Source organism: Kosakonia sp. LAM2021 (assembly GCF_016620385.1).
Taxonomy (GTDB): Bacteria; Pseudomonadota; Gammaproteobacteria; order Enterobacterales; family Enterobacteriaceae; genus Kosakonia; species Kosakonia sacchari.
Window position 1 is genome coordinate 1,106,616 of the sequence record NZ_JAENHT010000001.1, and the last position, 21,881, is coordinate 1,128,496.

Below are 21,881 nucleotides of genomic sequence, written 5' to 3' on the forward strand. Positions count from 1 at the left end.
TCAAAACGTTACGATATGTTTGTGTTATCTTTAATTACAGACCCTGAAGAGCATCAGGGTAAGCAATCCCTGTAATTAAGGAGGAGCACATGTCGTCAACCCTACGCGAAGCCAGTAAGGACACGTTGCAGGCAGAGAACAAAACTTATCACTACTACAGCTTGCCGCTGGCCGCTAAACAACTTGGGGATATCTCACGACTACCCAAGTCGCTAAAAGTTTTACTGGAAAATCTCCTGCGCTGGCAGGACGAGGAATCCGTCACTGAAGAAGATATCCGTGCCCTGGCCGGTTGGCTCGACAGTGCGCACGCCGATCGCGAAATCGCTTATCGCCCTGCAAGGGTCCTGATGCAGGACTTTACCGGCGTTCCTGCCGTCGTTGACTTAGCGGCGATGCGTGAAGCGGTGAAACGCCTTGGGGGCGATACCGCCAAAGTGAATCCGCTATCCCCGGTTGATCTGGTGATTGACCACTCTGTTACCGTTGACCACTTCGGGGACGATGACGCCTTCGAAGAGAACGTCCGCCTTGAAATGGAACGTAACCATGAGCGTTATGCTTTCCTGCGCTGGGGCCAGCAGGCGTTTAGCCGTTTCAGCGTGGTGCCGCCGGGGACAGGAATATGCCACCAGGTGAATCTCGAATACCTCGGCAAAGCGGTCTGGAGCGAATTGCAGGACAAAGAGTGGGTTGCCTATCCGGACACACTTGTCGGCACTGATTCTCACACCACCATGATTAATGGCCTCGGAGTGTTGGGCTGGGGCGTGGGAGGAATCGAAGCTGAAGCGGCGATGCTTGGGCAGCCGGTCTCAATGCTGATACCAGATGTCGTCGGCTTTAAACTGAGTGGTAAATTGAGAGAAGGGATCACGGCAACCGATCTGGTGCTGACGGTCACGCAAATGCTGCGTAAACACGGCGTTGTCGGTAAATTTGTTGAGTTTTACGGCGATGGCCTTGATTCGCTGCCGCTTGCCGACCGTGCCACCATTGCCAATATGGCCCCGGAATATGGTGCAACCTGCGGCTTTTTCCCTATCGATGGTGTGACGCTCGATTATATGCGCCTGAGTGGACGCAGCGAAGAGCAAGTCGCGCTGGTTGAGGCTTATGCAAAAGCACAAGGTATGTGGCGTAACCCGGGCGATGAACCCGTCTTTACCAGCACCCTTGAACTGAATATGCAAGATGTTGAAGCAAGCCTCGCCGGGCCAAAACGCCCACAAGATCGTGTCGCGTTGAGCGATGTGCCTAAAGCCTTCGCCGCCAGCTCGGAACTTGAACTGAACACGGCGCAAAAAGATCGTAAACCGGTCGATTATGTGTTGAACGGACATAAATATCAGTTGCCGGATGGCGCAGTGGTAATTTCTGCGATCACCTCTTGCACCAATACTTCCAACCCCAGTGTGTTGATGGCCGCCGGCCTGCTGGCTAAAAAAGCAGTCACCGCCGGGCTCAAACGTCAGCCGTGGGTGAAAGCATCGCTGGCCCCTGGCTCGAAAGTAGTTTCGGATTATCTTGCACAGGCGCGATTAACGCCTTATCTGGATGAACTGGGCTTTAACCTTGTCGGTTATGGCTGTACCACCTGTATTGGTAACTCCGGGCCGTTACCAGAGCCCATTGAACAGGCGATCCGGGAAGGCGATCTTACCGTTGGTGCGGTGCTTTCGGGCAACCGTAATTTCGAAGGACGTATTCACCCCCTGGTAAAAACGAACTGGCTCGCTTCTCCGCCGCTGGTAGTGGCTTATGCGCTGGCGGGCAATATGAATATTAACCTCGCCACCGACCCGCTCGGCCATGACCGGAAAGGCGATCCGGTCTATTTGAAAGACATCTGGCCAACGAGCAGTGAGATTACCCGCGCGGTTGAGCAAGTCTCTACTGAGATGTTCCGCAAAGAGTATGCCGAGGTGTTTGAAGGCACGCCGGAGTGGAAGACGATTGAGGTTGAGCACTCCGATACTTATGGCTGGCAGAATGACTCGACTTACATCCGGTTATCACCATTCTTTGAAGATATGCAGGCGCAGCCGAAACCGGTGGAAGATATTCATGGCGCGAGGATCCTGGCCATGCTGGGCGATTCGGTCACCACCGACCATATTTCGCCGGCAGGTAGCATCAAAGCGGACAGCCCGGCAGGTCGCTATTTGCAGAGCCATGGTGTTGAGCGCCGGGACTTTAACTCCTACGGCTCGCGACGTGGCAACCATGAAGTGATGATGCGCGGGACATTCGCCAATATCCGCATTCGCAATGAAATGGTGCCAGGCGTAGAAGGTGGCATGACGCGTCATCTGCCGGGCAGTGAAGTGGTCTCTATTTATGATGCCGCTGTTCGCTATCAGCAAGAGGGCACGCCGCTGGCGGTGATCGCCGGCAAAGAGTATGGTTCTGGCTCCAGCCGTGACTGGGCGGCGAAAGGGCCGCGCTTGTTGGGGGTTCGTGTGGTGATTGCTGAATCCTTCGAGCGTATTCACCGTTCCAACCTGATTGGTATGGGGATCCTGCCGCTTGAGTTTCCACAAGGTGTCACGCGAAAAACGCTGGCACTGACGGGAGAGGAAAAGCTCGACGTTACCGATCTGCAAAACATCACGCCGGGAGGTACGTTAGCCGTGACATTAACTCGCGCCGATGGCAGGCAGGAGACGCTTGAGTGCCGCTGTCGCATTGATACGTCGACGGAGCTTACCTATTACCGCAACGACGGCATTCTGCATTACGTGATCCGTAATATGTTGAACTAAAAATAAAGGCCTGCATTTGCAGGCCTGTTTCATCACCGATGGGGCGCTTATTTCAGCAGGTGCCCCATTTTTTCTGCTTTGGTATCCAGATAGTGCGCGTTTTTCGGGTTACGCCCGACAATCAGCGGTACGCGCTCCACAATGTTGATTCCCGCTTCGGTAAGAATTTCAACTTTTTTCGGATTGTTGGTCAGCAGACGAACTTCGTCTACTGCCAGCAATTTAAACATATCTGCGCAAAGCGTGAAGTCGCGTTCATCGGCAGCAAAACCCAACTGATGGTTCGCTTCAACGGTGTCATAGCCCTGATCCTGCAGCGCATACGCGCGAATTTTATTCAGCAAACCGATGTTACGGCCTTCCTGGCGATGATAAAGCAGTACGCCGCGTCCTTCTTCTGCAATGTGATTGAGCGCCGCTTCAAGCTGAAAACCGCAATCACAGCGCAGGCTGAACAAGGCATCGCCGGTCAGACACTCGGAGTGAACGCGCGCAAGTACGGGCAGTTGCCCGGAAATATCACCGAAAACAAGAGCGACGTGATCCTGCCCGGTTGCCAGTTCTTCAAAACCCACCATCAGGAAGTCGCCCCATGGGGTTGGCAGTTTGGCTTCTGCCACACGTTTAAGTTGCATGTGAATCTCCGGATTTTTAGTGGTGCACTGCGCACCTTTAGCCTGTTGGCCTTCTGTATAACCTTATTTTGCCACAATGCATTACGCATCGCCTACTGGTGACCCACGCATTGCCGTTTAAACGCACAAATGCGCAGGTTTCAGCGGAAATGTTATTTTTCAGTTATATTGGTTCGCGAAATCAGAAGGAGAAAAGATGCTTTCCATTGCAATGCGAACAACAGCAGGCGCGGCGATTCTATTGATTATGCCGCTGATAATGTGGATTTCCGGCTGGAACTGGGAGCCGGGGCAAACCCGCTGGTGGCTGCATTTTTTATACTGGTTAACAGAAACCGTCACCCAACCGTGGGGAATTATCACGCATGTCGTGTTGTGCGCGTGGTTTCTCTGGTGCCTGCGTTTTCGCCTCAAAGCTGCGGTGATGCTGTTCGTTATTCTTGGATGCGCGATTCTGGCAGGACAAGGGGTTAAATCCTTTGTCAAAGAGCGTGTTCAGGAACCGCGACCTTTCGTCCTTTGGCTGGAAAAAACGCACGATGTTCAGTCCGAACAGTTCTACACTTTGAAACGTAAGGAGCGGGGAGAATTAGTGAAAAAACAACTCTCCAGCCAGCATGATATTCCTGGGTTTTTACGTAAACACTGGCAAAAAGAGACGGGTTTCGCTTTTCCCTCCGGACATACCATGTTTGCCGCAAGTTGGGCATTATTAGCCGTTGGGCTGCTGTGGCCACGCAGACGGACATGGACGATTGCTGTGCTGCTTGTGTGGGCGACAGGTGTAATGGGTAGCCGACTGCTGTTAGGCATGCACTGGCCGCGCGATTTGGTGGTTGCAACGTTGATATCCTGGTTGCTTGTGACGCTGGCGACCTGGCTTGCCCAGCGCATTTGTGGCCCGCTCACGCCGCCTGCGGAGGAAGTACCGGAAATCATTGCCCGCGATCAAGAGGGTTGATTTCCGCTGTTTCGCCCGCAAATCAGATTTTAACATCATGCATTTCCATTTCGCGCCGGGCGCTAAAATGGTAGTTTATAGGGCTGAATGCAGTCGTTGCATATAAATTCATCGCTCGGCAGCACATAACGGGACGTAATGTGAAATATTTACTCATTTTCTTACTGGTGTTAGCGATTTTTGTTGTGTCGATCACTCTTGGCGCGCAAAACGATCAGCAAGTCACGTTCAACTATTTGCTCGCACAGGGTGAATACAGGATCTCAACGCTGCTGGCCGTGCTGTTTGCTGCCGGTTTCATTATCGGTTGGCTGATTTGCGGCCTTTTCTGGCTACGTGTTCGCGTTTCTCTGGCGCGCGCCGAACGTAAAATCAAACGTCTTGAGCACCAGCTTACTCCTGCCACAAATGTTACGGTTGCAACCGGCTCAACGGCAGTGAAGGAATAATATTTTATGCTGGAGTTGTTGTTTCTGTTGTTACCTGTCGCGGCTGCCTACGGCTGGTATATGGGGCGCAGAAATGCTCAACAGACAAAACAGGATGAGGCTAACCGGCTGTCACGTGAATACGTCGCCGGGGTTAACCTTTTACTGAGTAATCAGCAAGATAAAGCGGTTGATCTGTTCCTCGATATGTTGAAAGAGGATACCGGTACCGTTGAAGCGCACCTCACTCTCGGCAACCTTTTTCGTTCTCGCGGCGAGGTTGACCGCGCGATTCGTATCCATCAAACGTTAATGGAAAGCGCCTCACTTTCCTATGATCAGCGCCTGCTGGCAGTCCAGCAACTTGGGCGCGATTACATGGCCGCCGGAATGTACGATCGCGCGGAAGATATGTTTAACCAGTTGGTGGATGAGACCGATTTTCGAATCGGTGCGCTTCAGCAATTGTTGCAAATTTATCAGGCGACCAGCGAGTGGCAAAAAGCTATTGATGTCGCTGAGCGGTTGGTGAAACTCGGCAAAGACAAACAACGGGGCGAAATCGCGCATTTCTACTGTGAGCTTGCGCTGCAGCAGATGGGTAATGAAGAGATGGATCGGGCCATGGCACTGCTGAAAAAAGGCGCCGCCGCCGATCGTGACAGTCCGCGCGTTTCTATCATGATGGGCCGTGTGTTCATGGCCGATGGCGATTATGCAAAAGCGGTGGAAAGCCTGTTACGTGTTATCGATCAGGATAAAGAACTCGTCAGCGAAACGCTGGAAATGCTGCAAACCTGCTATCAGCAATTGGGTAAAAATGATGAGTGGGCGGCTTTTTTACAGCGTTGCGTGGAAGAAAACACCGGTGCGACTGCCGAATTGATGCTGGCAGACATTATGGAGCGCCGCGATGGGCCTGACGCGGCGCAGAGCTATGTTACGCGGCAACTGCAGCGGCATCCCACCATGCGCGTTTTCCATAAACTGATGGATTACCACCTGAACGAAGCCGAAGAAGGGCGCGCCAAAGAGAGTCTGATGGTGCTGCGCGAAATGGTGGGCGAGCAGGTGCGCAGTAAGCCCCGTTATCGCTGCCATAAATGTGGTTTCACCGCGTTTACCATGTACTGGCATTGCCCGTCTTGCCGTGCGTGGTCGACCGTAAAACCGATTCGTGGCCTTGATGGCCAGTAATTTTTAAAAACGCCATCATTAGTTACAACATACTATTAATGATTTTTTGACTATGCAGCATCTGAGCTGGTATTCGCTTAGCAGCAAAAAATCGAACCTGTTATTTCCACGCGCTCGCGGGTAGAATGCTCGCCGTTTATTCTTCTCGCGCCTGAGCGGGTGCCCTCATTTCAGAAGGTCTGATCATGACGTCTACTGTTTTATCGACTTCCCGCACCGTTACTGCTTCCCCGATTGTAGTAGCACTTGATTACGATAACCGCGACACGGCCATGGCGTTTGTTGACCGTATCGATCCGCGTGATTGCCGCCTGAAAGTTGGCAAAGAGATGTTTACTTTATTCGGGCCGCAACTGGTGCGCGATCTGCAACAGCGCGGCTTCGATATATTCCTCGATTTAAAATTCCACGACATCCCGAACACCACAGCGCACGCCATTAAAGCAGCCGCTGATTTGGGCGTCTGGATGGTGAATGTCCATGCTTCCGGTGGCGCGCGGATGATGACAGCGGCAAAAGAGGCGCTGCTCGCATTTGGCAAAGATGCACCGTTACTGATTGCGGTCACCGTATTGACCAGCATGGAAGCGAGCGACTTGCAGGATTTAGGTATTCTCGCAACACCCGCCGAGCATGCGGAGCGGTTGGCCAGCCTTACGCAGCAATGTGGCCTTGATGGCGTGGTTTGCTCTGCCCAGGAAGCTGTGCGTTTTAAGAACGCATTAGGCAAGGAGTTCAAACTGGTCACGCCGGGAATACGCCCGGTCGGCAGCGAATCTGGCGATCAGCGCCGCATTATGACACCGGAACAGGCACTTGTTGCAGGTGTGGACTATATGGTGATTGGCCGTCCGGTTACGCAGTCTTCCGACCCGGCAAAAACCCTTAAAGCGATTAATGCATCGTTGGGAATGGGGGAATAATGAAAGACGATAACAGCCGTCTGGTCTACTCAACCGAAACCGGACGCATTGACGAGCCTAAAGAGGAACATACACGCCCGAAAGGTGATGGTGTGGTACGCATCCAGCGCCAGACCAGTGGCCGCAAAGGCAAAGGCGTATGTCTGATAACGGGTATTGATGAAGATGATGAAGCACTGGCTAAGCTGGCCGCAGAATTAAAGAAAAAATGCGGCTGCGGTGGTTCGGTGAAAGATGGCGTCATTGAGATCCAGGGTGATAAACGTGATTTACTGAAATCATTGCTGGAAGCAAAAGGGATGAAAGTGAAATTAGCAGGTGGTTAAGCCTGAAAACAGAAAGGCCGCGGTAATTACTGCGGCCTTATTATTTACACTGTGAAACGTAGACCTGAAAAAGAAAGTATATTTATTTTTTATTGTCGCCGTTTAAATGACCAATTACTTACCAACCTGGTGACCGATGATACCGCCGACAGCTGCACCGCCCAGCGTACCGAGCGTACTACCATCCGTCAGCACAGCACCGCCAAGCGCACCCGCACCCGCACCGATTGCGGTATTACGATCGCGTTTAGACCAGTGACCACAAGCGCTCAGAGACATTGCCAGGGTAACTGCCAGTACTGCTGCGGCCATTTTTTTGCTTGTTAACATCATCATACTTTCTCCTGAATAATCGATTCACGGAAGAATGTTCTCTTTAAGTATAGTGCCTGTGAGCCCACCTAAAGATTCCTCGTGAAACCTTGCTGCGCAGGTGTAATTCAATCACGTCAGTGATAGTCACTTCCTGTTATATCGCTAATAATAATTTTACGCGCAGACCGATAACAAGACAGGTAAATAGTCTTAATAGAAACGTCAGAATAGTCTCAGATATGAGGGAGATAGCCCGCGCTAGCAGGATAACAGGATCAGCGAAACCCACCAGTGTTAACGATATCGACAATCAGGCCTTTTTGCTGCAGTTGAAGATGTGCTTCCGGCTTAAGGGCTGAATCGGTGATCACCCGCTGAAAGCGTTCACCCGGGCCAAGTGTATAAGGATGGACTACGCCAAACTTGGAGCTATCGGTAAGCACAATCGCCTCGCTGCCTTTTTCCAGCACCGCATTAACCACGTCAGTACGCATCATGTCGCGCCCGGTAAAACCCGTTTCCGGTTGCCAGCCGTCAATCCCGATAAAGGCTTTGCTGAAATGCACCTGCTGAATGTACTGGCGCGTCAGCGGGCCGACCATGCTTTCACTTTTTTTCTGATAAATACCGCCAAGCAAGATCACTTCACACAACGCCTCTTTGAGCAGATGAGCTATATAGCTGCTCACGGTGATAATGGTGATATCACGCTGTTCACCCAGTTTGCGGGCGAGGAGGGCATTGCTACTGCCATTTTCAATAAATACGGTTTCACCAGAACTAACCAGCGATGCCGCAAAATCAGCCAAATCACGCTTCACGATGTAGTTGTTCATCATGCGAGTTTCAACATCGTCACTGTCCAGCGGCACAGCAAAACCATGTGTACGGCGCAAATAGCTTTGTTTTTCGAGCGTATTGAGATCCTGGCGAATCGTCACTTCAGATACCCCGGTCATACGCGCGAGGTCTGTAACGCTCATTTGGCCTTTGTCGATGACCGTCTGCAAAATAAGTTGTTGTCGGGAATTCATAGCCACAAATTTCTAATAATGGTTTAGAGAACGGAAATCGCCAGCACGCGCGTCGCATTCCCGGCTGCCGCGTAATGGCGAAAATAAGGGTATTTAAATTTCCCAGGGCGTTTTCGGCGCACCAGAAGAGGCCGCCTTATCGTTGTTATCGAGATCCAATAATTCCGCTTTCAAAATTTCCAGGTTACGAATGGCGGATTGGTAATCCCCCGCAACCAGAATATCCAGAACGGTATCTATCCGGCCGGCAAGGTGTTTCACGTCGATGTCTGCCATTTCTTCACCTTTATGTCGAAAAACGAATGAATTCAATGATGCAGAAAACAGTTTAAAAAGAGAAGAAAAAAAAGGAAATCTCAAAAACTTATAAGCGCCAATTATATATTCATTACGCAACAAAGAGCCGGCTCTGGCGGTGGATTAGTCTTGCAGTGCGCGCAATGCGCTTTTATTACCGGAGGATAAAGCAATGACGATTATCAACCAGACCACCTGCAAACTGTTTACTGACGATGACCGCTTTACGCAGCTTTCTGGCTATTACGAGGAGGAACGCCGCACCGTGTGGATGATGCTGCGTGCAAGGCCAAGACCTTGCTTCAACCATGCGTTAATTGAGGAGATCATGAATATTTCCTGGCTTGTCAGACAAGCGGGATTTGCCGTTGATTTTTGGGTAACCGGATCGTTAGTCCCCGGCATGTTCAACACCGGCGGCGATCTACAATTTTTTGTTGATTGTATCAAGAATGGCCGACGCGAAGCCTTGCGTGCCTATGCCCGCGCCTGCGTGGATTGCGTTCACGCCGCGTCAAGAGGGTTTGACACGGGGGCCATTTCGCTGGCGATGGTCGAAGGCAGTGCGCTGGGAGGCGGTTTCGAAGCCGCGCTGGCGCACCATTTCGTGCTGGCGCAGCGCGACGCACGGCTCGGTTTCCCGGAAATTGCCTTTAACCTTTTTCCTGGTATGGGTGCGTACTCATTGGTGGCGCGCCGTTCGGGAATGAAACTGGCGGAGGAGTTGATCTACAAAGGCGAGTCGCACGCCGCAGAGTGGTATGAAGCACAAGGGCTGGTGGATGTCTCTTTCGAATCCGGGCAGGGTTTTCTTGCGACACGTACCTTTATTGATACTCTGCAACCTCGGTTGAACGGTGTGCGGGCAATGCTGCGTGCCCGGCAGCGCGTTTTGCAGTTACCACGCAGTGAATTGATGGATATTACCGAAGACTGGGTGGACTCGGCTTTCTGTTTGCAACCGAAAGATATTGCGTATATGGAACGCTTAGTTCTGTTACAGGATCGTCACGCTGCGGTGGCGCTTAAAGCGGGCTAACGCGATTTACGTGCCTGATAACGCCTGAACCACCGCTCGAATACGGCAGCGGGCATTGGTTTGGCAAATAAAAAACCCTGCCGTTCGTTGACGCCATTCTTTGTAAGAAAGGCGTCTTCTTTTGCATTCTCCACACCTTCGGCAATCACCTGCAAATTAAGCGCCTGGGCAACGGCGACTATCGCCCGCACCAGTGATTGCGATATTGGCTGCTTGTGCACTTCGCGGACAAAAGATTGATCGAGTTTGATAGCGTCCAGCGGAAAACGCGCCAGTTGTGAAAGGGAGGAGTAACCTGTGCCGAAGTCATCAAGATGCACCTGCGCGCCCAGGGCACTGAACTGCTGAATAACCGACAACGCCAGCTCCTCGTTTTCAATCAAGCAGCTCTCGGTTAGCTCCACATCGATTGGGCAATATTCAAATTTAAGATCCAGCAGCGCTTGTTTCAGATCGCTGAAAATTGTCTGATCCGCCAGTTGGCGCGCAGAGACGTTTACCGCTACGCGCACAAATATGCCTTTGTCGCGCCATTTCGCCACTTGACGCACCACATCCAGCATAACCCAGCGCCCCAGCGGCACAATCAGGCCAGACTCTTCGGCATACGAGATAAAGTCCAGCGGCGGGATCAGGCCGCGTTCCGGCGATTGCCAGCGTACCAGCGCTTCAAGGCTGCGCACTTCGCCGCGCCATGTGACCTTTGGTTGGTAATGGATCACCAGTTGCTCTTTATCCAGCGCTTTACGCAGATTGGTATCGAGCCATAAATATTCAAATACACGTTGATTCATTTCCGGCGAGAAGACGCAAAATTTGCCGCGCCCGCTCTCTTTAGCGGTATACATCGCCGTATCGGCGTTACGGATCACGCTTTCCCGGTCATTACCGTGCTGAGGGGCCAGCGAAATGCCCAGCGAACAGCCGGTGTAAACTTCGATAAGGCCGATACGGAATGGTTGGCGTAAACGGGTCAGAATGCGTGATGCCATCGCTTCCAGCAGGCTCTGCGAGGTGTCTGTTGCCAGCACGATAAACTCATCGCCACCGAGCCTGGCAAGCACCTGGCCTTCGTCCAGGCAACTTAATATGGCCAGCGCGACCGCCTGCAAGAGCTGATCGCCGAACATATGGCCATAGGCATCATTCACTTTTTTAAAGTTATCAAGATCGAGGTAGACAACACCGACCTGAGTTTCTCCGCGTGCGCTTATCGCATCGCTAATTAACTCATGAATGGCATTGCGATTGGGTAAACCGGTCACCGTATCGGTGTTGGCGAGAACCCGCAATCGCTCCTGCGCGCGCCGCTCTTCGGTAATATCTGTACCGGAGCAAATGAGGTAAATTTCATTTTTACCGCTGCCGCTGTGGACAAACTTATTGCGAAACAGAAATAAGCGCTGGCCTTTACGGGTTTTAACCCAGCGTTCAACTTCATACGGCGTACCGTCACGAAAAAAACCGCTGATGTTGCGTTTTGAGGCCACCGCTTCGCTGCGGCTCATAAACAGTTTAAAAACGTTTTGCCCAATAACCTCTTGTTCTTTCATGCCGGTGTATTCTTCGCTCAGGCGATTAAAACGCTGAATATTGCCGTGTTTATCGAGGATCACGATCACTGAATTAGCTTCCGAAACAACTTGCTCTGCGAAGGAGAGGCTTTGCACCAGATCGCGCGCGACTGACGTTGTATCGTGCCAGGCCGATGCGCTGCCGGCCCAGGCTTTGCGGGATATTTTCCTGCCGACAAGGTGTATGGCAACGTCCTCGCCGAATAAAGAGAGATGCATCGATAGGCTGGACGTAATGACCGTCATTTCGCGGATGCGCGCAGCTTGTTCGTCGCTCAGTGCAACGACCTGGCTGACATCGGCGTTTTCGTCCGGAGCAAAGTGCAGAGCGTTACTGTCGGCGGTTAAACGCCAAAAGGGGCTTGTCGAACCCAGGTAGCGAAACAGCAGGTTCTGTTCCTGAAAGTCTTTCATGCAATCTCCCAACCCACATAAAAGCGCAACGGGGACACAATTTATTGACGGATAACCGCCTTTTTAAAGGGGGTAATCAGGCATGAACGTGTTGTTTCTTCTTGGAATGTTTTGTTAAAAGCCGGCCTGGTATCGAAAAAATGATGTGTAATAAATAACATAAACCCGCAGTAAACAAACAGTTGCCTGAGGTTTTATTGTGGTCGCTTTTGCAGGATTGTGGGAAGAATTCAGAAAAAAATGCGCGTGATATCGCAACAGTGATTTGGCGCTTTCCAGATCTGGAAAGCGCCATGATTAAAAACGTTACAGCACCGGGCGGGCAATAACGCTGCGGGTTTCCATCCGAACTTCCGCAATCGTGACATCAATAACATCTGTCACTTTAAAGACGGTTTCACCTTTAATTTGTACGGTGCCGTTTTCCTGGCTACACACCAGCTCATCGCGAACCGCATGAATAAACGGCGCCGGAATAAAGGCAACGGCACCATTATCCACCAGACGTACGCGCATACCGCCGCGGCTGACATCAATAATTTCCGCCGCGAAACGGGTATCAGTACCGGCTTTGTTTTGCAGGAAACGGGCGTAGAGCCAGTCACCGACATCGCGTTCCGCCATACGGTTCAGGCGACGGCGTTCAGACATTTGCACTGTGGCATCGTCCTGTGGGCGTTTCGGCGTTTCGCCTTTGATAATCGCTTTCAGCAGACGATGGTTGATCATGTCGCCGTACTTACGGATAGGCGAGGTCCAGGTCGCGTAGGCTTCGAGGCCAAGGCCAAAATGCGGGCCAGGTTCAACGCTGATTTCCGCGAAGGACTGGAAGCGGCGAATGCGGCTATCGAGGAACCCTGAAGGCTGCGCGTCCAGCTCGCGACGCAATTTGCAGAATCCTTCCAGCGTCAGAACTTCTTCGGCATCAACATGCATACCGTGCGTCTTCAGCATCGCGGCCAGTTGTTCGCTGTTCGCCGGGTCGAAACCGAGGTGCACGTTATAAATACCAAAGCCGAGCTTGTCGCGAAGCACACGAGCAGCGCAAATGTTGGCGGCAATCATTGATTCTTCAACAATGCGGTTAGCAATGCGGCGTGGCTCGGCAACGATATCCAGCACTTCGCCTTTCTCGCCCAGCACAAAGCGGTAATCCGGACGGTCTTTAAATACCAGTGCGTGGTTCTGGCGCCATTGAGCGCGCAGCTGGCTAACGCGCTGCAGCAGGCGGATCTGCGCGGCGATAGCATCGTTTGTCGGCTGCCAGTTGCCGGTATTTTCCAGCCAGTCGGAGACATCGTCATAAGCCAGTTTGGCTTTCGATTCGATGGTCGCCGCGAAAAATTCGATATTGTCTTTGATAGCGCCGTCTGCATCGAGCGTCATTCGGCAAACCAGCGCCGGACGCACTTCGTTTGCGCGAAGAGAGCAAAGATCGTCAGACAGCTCGCGCGGCAACATCGGAATATTGAAACCCGGCAGATAGTTGGTGAAGGCGCGGATCTTCGCAGCGTCGTCGAGCTTGCTGCCTTCGGCAATCCAGGCGGTAGGATCGGCAATGGCCACGGTCAGTTGCAGTTCGCCTTCAGCGGTCTGTGCAACATACAGCGCATCGTCCATATCTTCGGTGCTGGCGCTGTCGATGGTGACAAAATCCAGCGCGGTTAAATCTACACGCTGCAAACCGTCATTCAGCATCTCTGTTGCCACGCCATTTGGCGCTTCTTTTTCCAGATTATGGCGCGCCAGAGTGACCCACCACGGCACGAAGTGGTCTTCGGCAAAGGTAATAAACTGCGTCAGTTCAGCGTAGAAACCACGATCGCCTTTCAGCGGATGGCGACGCATTTCAGCGACGGCCCAGTCGCCTTCTTTGAAATCATGCTCAACGCCACGGGCGGCGCGGCAGGGAATAGCATCTTTTAGCAACGGATGATCCGGCACAATAGAGAGACGATCGTCTTTCTTTTGCACTTTGCCAACAAAACGGGTCAAGAACGCCTCGACCAGCTCTTCAGGCTCCGCGCTTTCACGGTCTTTATCGCTGTGGATGACGGCAATAATCTTGTCGCCGTGCATCACTTTCTTCATCTGCGGCGGCGGAATGAAGTAGCTTTTTTGCGCGTCGACTTCCAGAAATCCAAAGCCTTTTTCAGTGCCTTTTACAACACCTTCCGCACGCGGAGTTTGGGAATGAAGTTGCTGTTTAAGCTGCGCTAGCAGCGGGTTGTCCTGGAGCATAATTATGTATTTTCGTGGCTAAAAGAGCGGCTGACAGTTTTACGCGATTCTTCCTGTTGCGGCAAGCGCTGTTTCTGCAAAATCATGCTGTGCAACTGGTGGCAAGAGCACTTACGCAGCGCTATACCCGCCTGTCACGACACGCTTTGCCCGAGGGCGATATGCAGCCGGTTTAACCAGCCATTCAGCGCACAAGCGACAAGCAAGCTCATTGCCGCCTGGCGGCTGTAGCCTTGTTCCTCAAGTTGTAAAAATTGCGCAGGGCTAAACCTGTCAGGTGCGCAGGTAAGCGTCTGAACCGCTTGCACCAGAGCGCTCTCTTTGTTTTTCCCCGCCAGCACACGATTTAGCTCACGACTGCCTGCGCGCAGTGCCTGCGCCAGTAATTGATCGGCATTGCCACGTTGCACACGTTGGGTAAAACAGCTCGTGCTGCCGTTGATGCGTGCGGTGTAGGCCGCCACCAGCCAACTCTGCTGTTTATTGGGGCTGATTTTTGCCACCTGTTCGCTAATGTCGCCCAGCTCATTAAGCAGCAGGTGTTCATGGGCCAATAAGGGGGCTAGCAGGTGTAATTCCGGCAGCGGTTGCCAGCGCGCAAGTGATTCCATTTGCGGCGCATTAGCACTACGCAAATCGACACTATCGATACCGGGCTGCCATTGTGTGGCGGTATCGCTAAAAAGTGCGGCGTCCGCTTCTTGTTGGGTTTCCATGCCGGGTATGAACCGCACCGGTTGGCCGAGCGATGCCTGCAGAATAGCGACAACGCGCGCCTGAAAAGCAACAAAGCCGATGATCTGATTGATGATCACCAGATCATAGAAAGTCAGACCAACGTCTTCTAACTGTTGCCGCGCACGTGCGTCGATAACCGAGGGAGAGGCGGCAAGCAGCCGCGCATGCTGGGTAATTTGTGCCAGCCGGTAGTTGCTCTCCCGTGACGAGTCCGGACCGGATAACGGCGCCAGCCGCGCTGCATAGTGATTGCATAACCGTTGAACGCCGAAAACCTGCGCCGCCGTAAGGGCTGTACTGAGCCGGTCATAGGCGCTGAAGGTGCGTAAACGGCTGGTATTTACACGCTGCGGAAATAACAGGGCATAGAGTTTGCGCGCGGGCGAGACAATGCCTTCAAGGTCGGCTTTTTGTTTCTCCGGCAGGGCGAGGTCGAGCAGAAAAGGGTCGTTTACTGTGGCCGCTTCGGGAACCAACGGTAGCGCATGTGCCCGGCTGGCACTTGACTGGGTCTCATGATACCAGTGGCTTTTGCCTTCAATCCGGCGTTGTTCCATGGTCGTTCCTTGGTCTGAAAGTGGCGATCCGGATACGACGGCATATCATTGTCGCCGGATCTTTTTTGCTGCTTAATCCTGGCGTAATGAAGGAGAGGGATGAAAGATTGTTAGGTGATAATAAATATCAGAATGGCATATCGAAAAACGCCCCTTCAGGAGAAGGGGCGGTGGGGATTATTTAATTTCCAGCTCGTTCATGGCAGCGATATTGAAACCACCGTCCACATGAACCACTTCACCGGAGATACCGGCAGAGAGATCGGAGCACAGGAACGCGGCGGAGTTACCCACGTCCTCGATGGTCACAGTACGGCGAATCGGGGTAACCGCTTCGCAGTGTGCCAGCATTTTACGGAAATCTTTAATGCCGGAGGCGGCCAGCGTACGGATCGGACCGGCGGAGATACCGTTAACACGTACGCCTTCCGGACCCATCGCGTTCGCCATGTAGCGGACGTTTGCTTCCAGAGAAGCTTTTGCCAGACCCATTACGTTGTAGTTCGGGATCGCACGCTCAGCGCCCAGATAAGAGAGCGTCAGCAGCGCTGAACCCGGGTTCAGCATTTCGCGGCAGGCTTTCGCCATCGCCACAAAGCTGTAGGAGCTGATGTCGTGGGCGATTTTAAAGCCTTCGCGGGTTACCGCGTTCACGTAGTCGCCATCCAGCTGATCGCCCGGTGCGAAACCGATGGAGTGAACGAAACCGTCAAACTTCGGCCAGCTTTTTGCCAGGTCGGTGAACAGGGCGTCGATGCTTTCATCTTTAGCGACATCGCATTCCAGAACGATGCTGGAACCCAGCTGGGCGGCAAACTCTTCAACGCGGCCTTTCAGCTTGTCGTTCTGGTAGGTGAATGCCAGCTCAGCGCCTTCGCGGTGCATAGCCTGTGCGATGCCGTATGCGATGGACAGTTTGCTGGCGACGCCAGTTACCAGAATGCGCTTACCGGAAAGAAAACCCATAGCTCTAATCCTTATATTCATTGTTGTGGCGAGCGCCATCATGTGGGGCGATCGTCGTTAAAACGCGGCGATTCTATCATGAGTCGCCGGATGAGTTAATCCGACCACTGAAACTATTGAATCAGCGGTCTTTTCTCCAGGCATCGGCTGTTAACGCTTCGCCAAAATGCCCGGCAATTAAACGTTTTGTTAAATCATGCAGCGGCGAGGCGAGCACATCGGCGGTGCTGCCGCGCTCGACGACTTCACCCTGATGCATAACCAAAACCTGATCGCTGATATGTTTCATCATGCCGATGTGCTGGGTGACATAAATATAAGAGATACCCTGTTTTTCCTGTAATTCCAGCATCAGATTAATTAACTGCGAACGCATCGACATATCCAGTGACGCCAGTGCTTCGTCAGCAATAATCACCTTCGGACGCAGGATTAATGCGCGCGCCAGCCCCAGGCGTTGTTTTTGCCCTGGCGCCAGCATATAGGGGTAATAACTGACATGATCCGGCAACAGGCCGACCATGCGCAGCGTCTCAAGGATGCGCTTCTGGCGAACTTCCGGCCCAAGATCCGTATTCAGACGTAACGGGAAATCGAGGATTTGCGACAGTCGCTGACGCGGGTTCAGCGAGGTGGTTGGATCCTGAAAAATCATGCGAATGTGCTGGCTGCGAAAAGTGTAATCGCCGTAATGCAACGGCTTATCGTCAATCACCAGTTCGCCGGAAGAAGGCTCGACCATTCCGGCCAGCATTTTCGCCAGCGTTGATTTACCGGAACCGTTCTCACCAATAATTGCCAGCGTCTGTTTTTCCCGCAGAGTAAAGCTCAGCGGTTTAACCGCTTCAACGGTCTGGCGGCGGAACCAGCCGGTGCGATAACGGAAAGTTTTGCTCAGGTTGCGCACTTCAAGCAAGGTTTCGACCATCTCACTCACTCTCCATATTCAGCGGGAAATGGCAGGCGAAGAGATGATTTCTTGCACCGGCTAACCGCGGCGTTTCCACACATTTACGTTGGGCGTAAGGGCAGCGAGGCCCCAGGCGGCAGCCGATCGGCAACTGCTCCAGCAGTGGAATTGCGCCAGGCATCGTATTCAGGCGGCTTTTATGCGGCATCGCGCTGCCGAAATCCGGGATCGCGCGAATCAACGCCTGTGTATAGGGGTGATGAGGCGTCGCGATCAACTCTTCGCTCGGCGCGGTCTCTACGGTCTGGCCGCAATACATCACATTGATGCGATCCGCCCATTTGCTCAGCATCTGCAAATCATGGCTGATCAACATAATGGTGGTGTTGTTATTCTGATTAAGCCTGTCGAGCAGGCGAAAAATTTGCGCCTGGGTGGTCGGTTCCATCGCGTTCGTCGGCTCATCGGCAATCAGCAACCGCGGCTGGTTGGCCAGCGCGATGGCAATCATCACTTTCTGGCATTCACCTTCGGTCAGCTCATAAGGAAAACTGTGCATCGCATCTTTGTGATCCTTAATGCCAACTCGGTGCAGCAGTTCAATGGCTCGGCGTTTTCGCCAGCCAAAACGCTGCCACATACTGCCTTTCCACGTCCAGCCGGGGATGTTCTGCATCAGTTGTTTGCCAACGCGCTCAGATGGATCGAGACAGGATTGCGGTTCCTGAAAAATCATTGATACGTTGTGGCCCATCAGCTTGCGCCGCTCGCGTGCGGAGAGCCGCAGTAGATCGATATCATCAAAGCGCATACGGTCTGCGGTGACGCGCCAGTTGTCTTTGGTAACGCCGCAAATCGCTTTAGCAATCAGACTTTTGCCGGAACCAGACTCGCCAACCAGCCCGCGAATTTCACCTTCTGCCAGCGTCAGGCTAACGCGATCGACTGCTTTTACCCAGTCTTCACCGGTTTTCACCTCAATGGTGAGATTACGAATATCAAGAAGCGGCATTATTCGACCCCCGCCGTGATGGCGCGGCGAATACCGTCGCCAAGAATATTAACCAGCAACACGCTCACCATAATTGCCGCGCCCGGCAGCATTACCGTCCACGGCGCAACATAAATCAGTTCCAGCGCGTCACCGAGCATGGCACCCCATTCCGGAGAGGGGAGTTGCGCGCCCAGGTCGAGAAAACCGAGTGCCGCGATATCGAGGATCGCCATTGACAGCGCGCGGGTAATTTCTGTCACCATGCCTGCGGTAATGTTCGGCAGCACGGCAAACCAGAGAATATTCATGGTCGAAGCGCCATCAAGTCGTGCGGCAACCACATACTCTTTTTCCAGTTCGTCATGCACCATGCTGTAAACCGAACGCACCATACGCGGCAGCAGCGCCAGCCAGACGGCAAACATCGCGTGCGAAAGATGTGGGCCCGCGAACGCCACAACAATAATTGCCAGCAGCAGTGTAGGGAGCGACAGCAGCGTGTCGAGAATATGGTTCAGCACTGCCGAGCGCAGGCCGTGGGTGCAACCGGCGAAAACGCCAAGCGCCAGCCCGCAAAGCGTTGCCGCCAGCGTAACGACAAATGCGCCGCCAACCGTTGGCGCTGCGCCACTCAGCAAACGACTTAATACATCGCGCCCTAAATCATCTGTGCCGAGGAAAAACGAAACATCGCCATAGCGCGACCAGGAGGGCGGCAGCAACTGATAACCGAGGAATTGCTGGTCAATGCCGTAGGGGGCAAACCAGTGACCGAAAATACACAGCAGCAGCAACGCGCCGCAGCCATACAGGCCGATCATCGCGGTGGTATCACCATAAAATTTGCGCCATGCGGTTCGCAGCGCGCCAGGCGGGCGTTTTTCGCTGTAGACGCTATCGTAAGGCATACCATTCCTTATGTTTCAACGGATTAGCCAGTGCACCGAGGATATCGGAAAGCACGTTCACAATAATAACCAGTGAGCCTACCACCATTACACCTGCGGAAATCGCCGCGTAGTCCTGCTGGCGAATAGCGTTAATTAACCATCGCCCCAGCCCTGGCCAACTGAACACCATTTCGGTGATCATCGCCAGCGTCAGCATGGTCGAAAATTGCAGGCCGAGGCGCGGGATCACCGGCGGCAGGGCGTTGTGCAAAACATGGCGGCGCAAAATCGTTAACCGCGAAAGGCCGCGCGTCGCCGCCGCTTTGATGTAGTTTTTATCAAACACGTCGATGGTGCTGATGCGCATCAGGCGAATAACTTCGGTGGTAGGTGCTACCGCCAGCGTTAACACCGGCAACACCACATGACGTAACGCGCTGATAATCATCTCTTCGCGCCATGGCGAATCGGAGAGCCACGCATCGATCAGCGAAAAACCGGTCACCGTTTTGACTTCGTAAAGCAGATCAAAACGACCCGACACCGGCAGCCAGCCTAAATTCAGCGAGAAAAACAGGGTCAAGAGCAGCGCCAGCCAGAACACCGGGATTGAAAAGCCCAGCAGCGCAAAGGCACTGATCATTTTATCCTGCCACTTGCCGCGCATCACACCGGCTAGCATCCCGACCGGAATGCCTACCAATAATGCGGAGCCAAACGCCAGCAGGCACAGTTCCATAGTGGCCGGAAACACCTCTTTAAGCTGTTCTGAAATCAACTGGCCGTTAATACTGGAAACACCAAAATCCCAGTGCAGCAAACCGTTAAACCAGAACACCCAGGCATTCCACAGTGAAGCGCCCTGAAGGGGAGCGTGGGGCGTAAAATAGCTCAGGCTAAAGCCGACGAACGTCAGTAAAAAAAGCGTGACCAGCAGCAATAACAGGCGGCGCAGGGTAAAGATAATCATGGTGGCGAAACCTCTTGTTTTTCCCGCGAAACACCAGCGAAGGAGGCGCTACCAAACGGGCTCAGCACCAGGCCTTTAATGTCATAGCGATACGCCTGCAAACGCAGGGAAGACGCCAGCGGCAGCACCGGTAATTGACGAGCCAGGATTTGTTGCGCCTCATCATAATCATCAATACGGGCGGCAAGCTGCTGCGAAGCCAGCGCTTTTTGTAACACCTCGTCGAACTCACGGTTGCACCAGTGTGCGAAATTAGTCTGCGAGTTAATTGCCGCGCAACTGAGCATCGGGCGGAAGAAACTGTCCGGATCGTTACTGTCCGTTGCCCAGCCGGCAAGGGTTAAATCGTGATTCATATCCATCAGTCGCGCTTCCTGGAAACGGCCTTCGACCGGGACGATCACCACTTTAACGCCAACCTGCGCCATATCGGCCTGAATCAGCTCGGCGGTTTTCAACGGGCTTGGGTTCCATGCCTGTGAACTGGTCGGCACCCATAATTGCAGCGTCAAATTTTCCAGCCCCAGCGCTTTCAGGCGTTCGCGGGACTGCGCCGGATCGTACTCGGTGATCTTCGCTTCGTTGTCATAAGCCCAGGAGGCACGCGGCAGTATCGAGGCGGCGGTTTCAGCGGTTCCGTAGTAAATCGACTGCATCAAACGCTGATTATTAATGGCCAGCGCCAGCGCATGGCGCACTTCCGGGTTATTCAGCGGCGGTTTGTTGGTGTTAAACGCCAGATAGGCAATGTTCATGCCCGGGCGCAACGTAAGTCGTAAACGCGGGTCATCACGCAAAATCGTCAACTGGCTGGCGGCAGGCCAGGCCAGCACATCGCACTCACCGGTTAACAGCTTAGACAAGCGCCCGGTGCCGCCGGAACCAAGATCGACAACCACTTGTTGCATCAATGGGTTACCACGCCAGAACTTTTCGTGACGTTGTAACCGAATATATTGCCCGGCACGGTATTCATCCAGTTGATAAGGCCCGGTGCCGACCGGTTGTCGGTCAAGCAACTCCTGATGATCGCTTTTCTCTAACTGGGCGGCGTATTCCGCCGACATCACCGAAGCATAGTGTGTCGCCAGATGCCATAAAAAAGAGGCATCCGGTTTTTTCAGGCGGAATTCAACCGTGCGGTTATCCAGCTTGCGCACGCTGTCGACAGAATCGGCAAACTGTAAGCTGTCGAAATAGGGAAAGTTACCGCCGTTGACGTTATGCCACGGATGATTGCGCGAGAAGATGCGCTGGAAGGTGAAGACCACATCATCGGCGTTCAGTGTGCGGTGCGGCGTAAACCAGGCTGTTTTTTGGAACGCCACACCATCGCGCAGGCGAAAGCGGTAAGTCGCGCCGTTATCGAGCACTTCCCAGCTTTCCGCCAGTTCCGGAACCAGCCGGTAAGTATAAGGATCGACATCCAGCAAGCGATCATAAAGCTGTGCCGCCAGCGTATCGACAATCAGGCCGCTGCTGACTTTTTGCGGGTTAAAGGTATCGACCTGACCATTGACACAATAGACAAAGCCGCTGTCGCGAATATCCGCTTGCTCAGAAAGCGGTGTCGCCGCTTGCGCAAAACCTGTTGCCAGGCTTGCGGTCAATAGCAGGGAAGAGAAAACCAGACGCATGATTTTTTCAACGATTTTAAATTCATGTGCAAAGTGTATCGCACTTGCCATGGCTTCGTACAAATGTCTG

The 21,881-nt window shown here is 53.0% G+C and carries 20 protein-coding genes; 7 read left to right on the forward strand and 13 right to left on the reverse strand.

Translation table 11 applies throughout. From position 1 onward, the window contains the following. Positions 1–89 precede the first annotated feature (89 nt). Positions 90–2,765 carry an aconitate hydratase AcnA gene (acnA, locus tag JKP81_RS05285; RefSeq protein ID WP_200550846.1) on the forward strand — a complete coding sequence of 892 codons (2,676 nt, stop codon included), beginning with the start codon at positions 90–92 and terminating at the stop codon, positions 2,763–2,765. A 47-nt stretch (positions 2,766–2,812) separates the two neighbouring features. On the opposite strand, the gene ribA is transcribed toward acnA, so the two are convergent. Further along, a complete protein-coding gene (gene ribA, locus JKP81_RS05290) occupies positions 2,813–3,400 on the reverse strand; it encodes a GTP cyclohydrolase II (protein ID WP_016495874.1) in 588 nt (195 codons plus the stop codon). Between the two features lie 196 nt (positions 3,401–3,596). On the opposite strand from ribA, the gene pgpB reads away from it, so the two are divergent. From pgpB to yciH, 5 genes are all read left to right on the forward strand, one after another. Beyond that, the gene (pgpB, locus tag JKP81_RS05295; RefSeq protein ID WP_200550847.1) at positions 3,597–4,361 is read left to right on the forward strand and encodes a phosphatidylglycerophosphatase B; all 765 of its coding nucleotides are present in this window, start codon (positions 3,597–3,599) and stop codon (positions 4,359–4,361) included. Between the two features lie 140 nt (positions 4,362–4,501). Then, positions 4,502–4,810, forward strand: coding sequence for a LapA family protein (locus tag JKP81_RS05300; protein WP_017457195.1), 309 nt, complete (start codon positions 4,502–4,504; stop codon positions 4,808–4,810). A gap of 6 nt (positions 4,811–4,816) precedes the next feature. Continuing rightward, a complete protein-coding gene (gene lapB / locus JKP81_RS05305) occupies positions 4,817–5,986 on the forward strand; it encodes a lipopolysaccharide assembly protein LapB (RefSeq protein WP_200550848.1) in 1,170 nt (389 codons plus the stop codon). Between the two features lie 185 nt (positions 5,987–6,171). After that, the gene (pyrF, locus tag JKP81_RS05310; protein WP_200550849.1) at positions 6,172–6,909 is read left to right on the forward strand and encodes an orotidine-5'-phosphate decarboxylase; all 738 of its coding nucleotides are present in this window, start codon (positions 6,172–6,174) and stop codon (positions 6,907–6,909) included. Further along, complete coding sequence (gene yciH / locus JKP81_RS05315; protein ID WP_200550850.1) at positions 6,909–7,235, forward strand: stress response translation initiation inhibitor YciH; 327 nt, start codon at positions 6,909–6,911, stop codon at positions 7,233–7,235. Before pyrF ends, yciH begins: the two co-directional genes overlap by 1 nt. A gap of 114 nt (positions 7,236–7,349) precedes the next feature. Here the strand turns inward: yciH and osmB are convergent, their stop codons facing one another. From osmB to JKP81_RS05330, 3 genes are all read right to left on the reverse strand, one after another. Then, positions 7,350–7,568 carry an osmotically-inducible lipoprotein OsmB gene (gene osmB, locus JKP81_RS05320; protein ID WP_025263597.1) on the reverse strand — a complete coding sequence of 73 codons (219 nt, stop codon included), beginning with the start codon at positions 7,566–7,568 and terminating at the stop codon, positions 7,350–7,352. 257 nt (positions 7,569–7,825) lie between these two features. Next, on the reverse strand, positions 7,826–8,584 hold the full coding sequence (locus tag JKP81_RS05325) for a DNA-binding transcriptional regulator YciT (protein ID WP_200550851.1): 759 nt from the start codon (positions 8,582–8,584) through the stop codon (positions 7,826–7,828). A gap of 93 nt (positions 8,585–8,677) precedes the next feature. Continuing rightward, positions 8,678–8,860 (reverse strand): hypothetical protein, encoded by a 183-nt coding sequence (locus tag JKP81_RS05330; RefSeq protein WP_016495882.1) that lies wholly within the window; start codon positions 8,858–8,860, stop codon positions 8,678–8,680. A 193-nt stretch (positions 8,861–9,053) separates the two neighbouring features. Between JKP81_RS05330 and JKP81_RS05335 the strand changes: the two genes are divergently transcribed. Continuing rightward, positions 9,054–9,920 (forward strand): crotonase/enoyl-CoA hydratase family protein, encoded by an 867-nt coding sequence (locus JKP81_RS05335; protein WP_200550852.1) that lies wholly within the window; start codon positions 9,054–9,056, stop codon positions 9,918–9,920. Here the strand turns inward: JKP81_RS05335 and pdeR are convergent. The 9 genes from pdeR to sapA form a co-directional block, all read right to left on the reverse strand. After that, positions 9,917–11,908: a cyclic di-GMP phosphodiesterase gene (gene pdeR, locus JKP81_RS05340; protein WP_200550853.1), complete on the reverse strand. Its 1,992-nt coding sequence runs from the start codon at positions 11,906–11,908 to the stop codon at positions 9,917–9,919. The two genes, JKP81_RS05335 and pdeR, sit on opposite strands and share 4 nt — an antisense overlap. 306 nt (positions 11,909–12,214) lie before the next feature. Further along, positions 12,215–14,149, reverse strand: a complete 1,935-nt coding sequence (locus JKP81_RS05345; RefSeq protein ID WP_200550854.1) for an exoribonuclease II — start codon at positions 14,147–14,149, stop codon at positions 12,215–12,217. A gap of 134 nt (positions 14,150–14,283) precedes the next feature. After that, entirely contained in the window at positions 14,284–15,444 is a 1,161-nt protein-coding gene (locus JKP81_RS05350) for a CMD domain-containing protein (protein WP_200550855.1), read from the reverse strand. 177 nt (positions 15,445–15,621) lie between these two features. Then, positions 15,622–16,410, reverse strand: a complete 789-nt coding sequence (fabI, locus tag JKP81_RS05355) for an enoyl-ACP reductase FabI (RefSeq protein WP_016495887.1) — start codon at positions 16,408–16,410, stop codon at positions 15,622–15,624. Between the two features lie 121 nt (positions 16,411–16,531). Continuing rightward, a complete protein-coding gene (gene sapF, locus JKP81_RS05360; protein ID WP_200550856.1) occupies positions 16,532–17,338 on the reverse strand; it encodes a putrescine export ABC transporter ATP-binding protein SapF in 807 nt (268 codons plus the stop codon). A 1-nt stretch (position 17,339) separates the two neighbouring features. After that, positions 17,340–18,332 (reverse strand): putrescine export ABC transporter ATP-binding protein SapD, encoded by a 993-nt coding sequence (sapD, locus tag JKP81_RS05365; RefSeq protein ID WP_200550857.1) that lies wholly within the window; start codon positions 18,330–18,332, stop codon positions 17,340–17,342. Continuing rightward, positions 18,332–19,222 (reverse strand): putrescine export ABC transporter permease SapC, encoded by an 891-nt coding sequence (gene sapC / locus JKP81_RS05370; RefSeq protein ID WP_025263598.1) that lies wholly within the window; start codon positions 19,220–19,222, stop codon positions 18,332–18,334. Before sapC ends, sapD begins: the two co-directional genes overlap by 1 nt. Then, a complete protein-coding gene (gene sapB, locus JKP81_RS05375) occupies positions 19,209–20,174 on the reverse strand; it encodes a putrescine export ABC transporter permease SapB (RefSeq protein ID WP_016495891.1) in 966 nt (321 codons plus the stop codon). Before sapB ends, sapC begins: the two co-directional genes overlap by 14 nt. Then, complete coding sequence (sapA, locus tag JKP81_RS05380; RefSeq protein WP_200551072.1) at positions 20,171–21,811, reverse strand: ABC transporter substrate-binding protein SapA; 1,641 nt, start codon at positions 21,809–21,811, stop codon at positions 20,171–20,173. The genes sapB and sapA overlap by 4 nt, the downstream gene beginning before the upstream one ends. Positions 21,812–21,881 lie beyond the last annotated feature (70 nt).

Coding starts and splice junctions, on each gene's coding strand:
- sapC (WP_025263598.1), bottom strand. CDS start 19,222: ATGCCTTACGATAGCGTCTACAGCGAAAAACGCCCGCCTGGCGCGCTG.
- JKP81_RS05330 (WP_016495882.1), bottom strand. CDS start 8,860: ATGGCAGACATCGACGTGAAACACCTTGCCGGCCGGATAGATACCGTT.
- sapD (WP_200550857.1), bottom strand. CDS start 18,332: ATGCCGCTTCTTGATATTCGTAATCTCACCATTGAGGTGAAAACCGGT.
- JKP81_RS05325 (WP_200550851.1), bottom strand. CDS start 8,584: ATGAATTCCCGACAACAACTTATTTTGCAGACGGTCATCGACAAAGGC.
- sapB (WP_016495891.1), bottom strand. CDS start 20,174: ATGATTATCTTTACCCTGCGCCGCCTGTTATTGCTGCTGGTCACGCTT.
- sapF (WP_200550856.1), bottom strand. CDS start 17,338: ATGGTCGAAACCTTGCTTGAAGTGCGCAACCTGAGCAAAACTTTCCGT.
- ribA (WP_016495874.1), bottom strand. CDS start 3,400: ATGCAACTTAAACGTGTGGCAGAAGCCAAACTGCCAACCCCATGGGGC.
- sapA (WP_200551072.1), bottom strand. CDS start 21,811: ATGCGTCTGGTTTTCTCTTCCCTGCTATTGACCGCAAGCCTGGCAACA.
- acnA (WP_200550846.1), top strand. CDS start 90: ATGTCGTCAACCCTACGCGAAGCCAGTAAGGACACGTTGCAGGCAGAG.
- osmB (WP_025263597.1), bottom strand. CDS start 7,568: ATGATGTTAACAAGCAAAAAAATGGCCGCAGCAGTACTGGCAGTTACC.
- lapB (WP_200550848.1), top strand. CDS start 4,817: ATGCTGGAGTTGTTGTTTCTGTTGTTACCTGTCGCGGCTGCCTACGGC.
- JKP81_RS05335 (WP_200550852.1), top strand. CDS start 9,054: ATGACGATTATCAACCAGACCACCTGCAAACTGTTTACTGACGATGAC.
- pyrF (WP_200550849.1), top strand. CDS start 6,172: ATGACGTCTACTGTTTTATCGACTTCCCGCACCGTTACTGCTTCCCCG.
- JKP81_RS05345 (WP_200550854.1), bottom strand. CDS start 14,149: ATGCTCCAGGACAACCCGCTGCTAGCGCAGCTTAAACAGCAACTTCAT.
- pgpB (WP_200550847.1), top strand. CDS start 3,597: ATGCTTTCCATTGCAATGCGAACAACAGCAGGCGCGGCGATTCTATTG.
- yciH (WP_200550850.1), top strand. CDS start 6,909: ATGAAAGACGATAACAGCCGTCTGGTCTACTCAACCGAAACCGGACGC.
- JKP81_RS05350 (WP_200550855.1), bottom strand. CDS start 15,444: ATGGAACAACGCCGGATTGAAGGCAAAAGCCACTGGTATCATGAGACC.
- pdeR (WP_200550853.1), bottom strand. CDS start 11,908: ATGAAAGACTTTCAGGAACAGAACCTGCTGTTTCGCTACCTGGGTTCG.
- fabI (WP_016495887.1), bottom strand. CDS start 16,410: ATGGGTTTTCTTTCCGGTAAGCGCATTCTGGTAACTGGCGTCGCCAGC.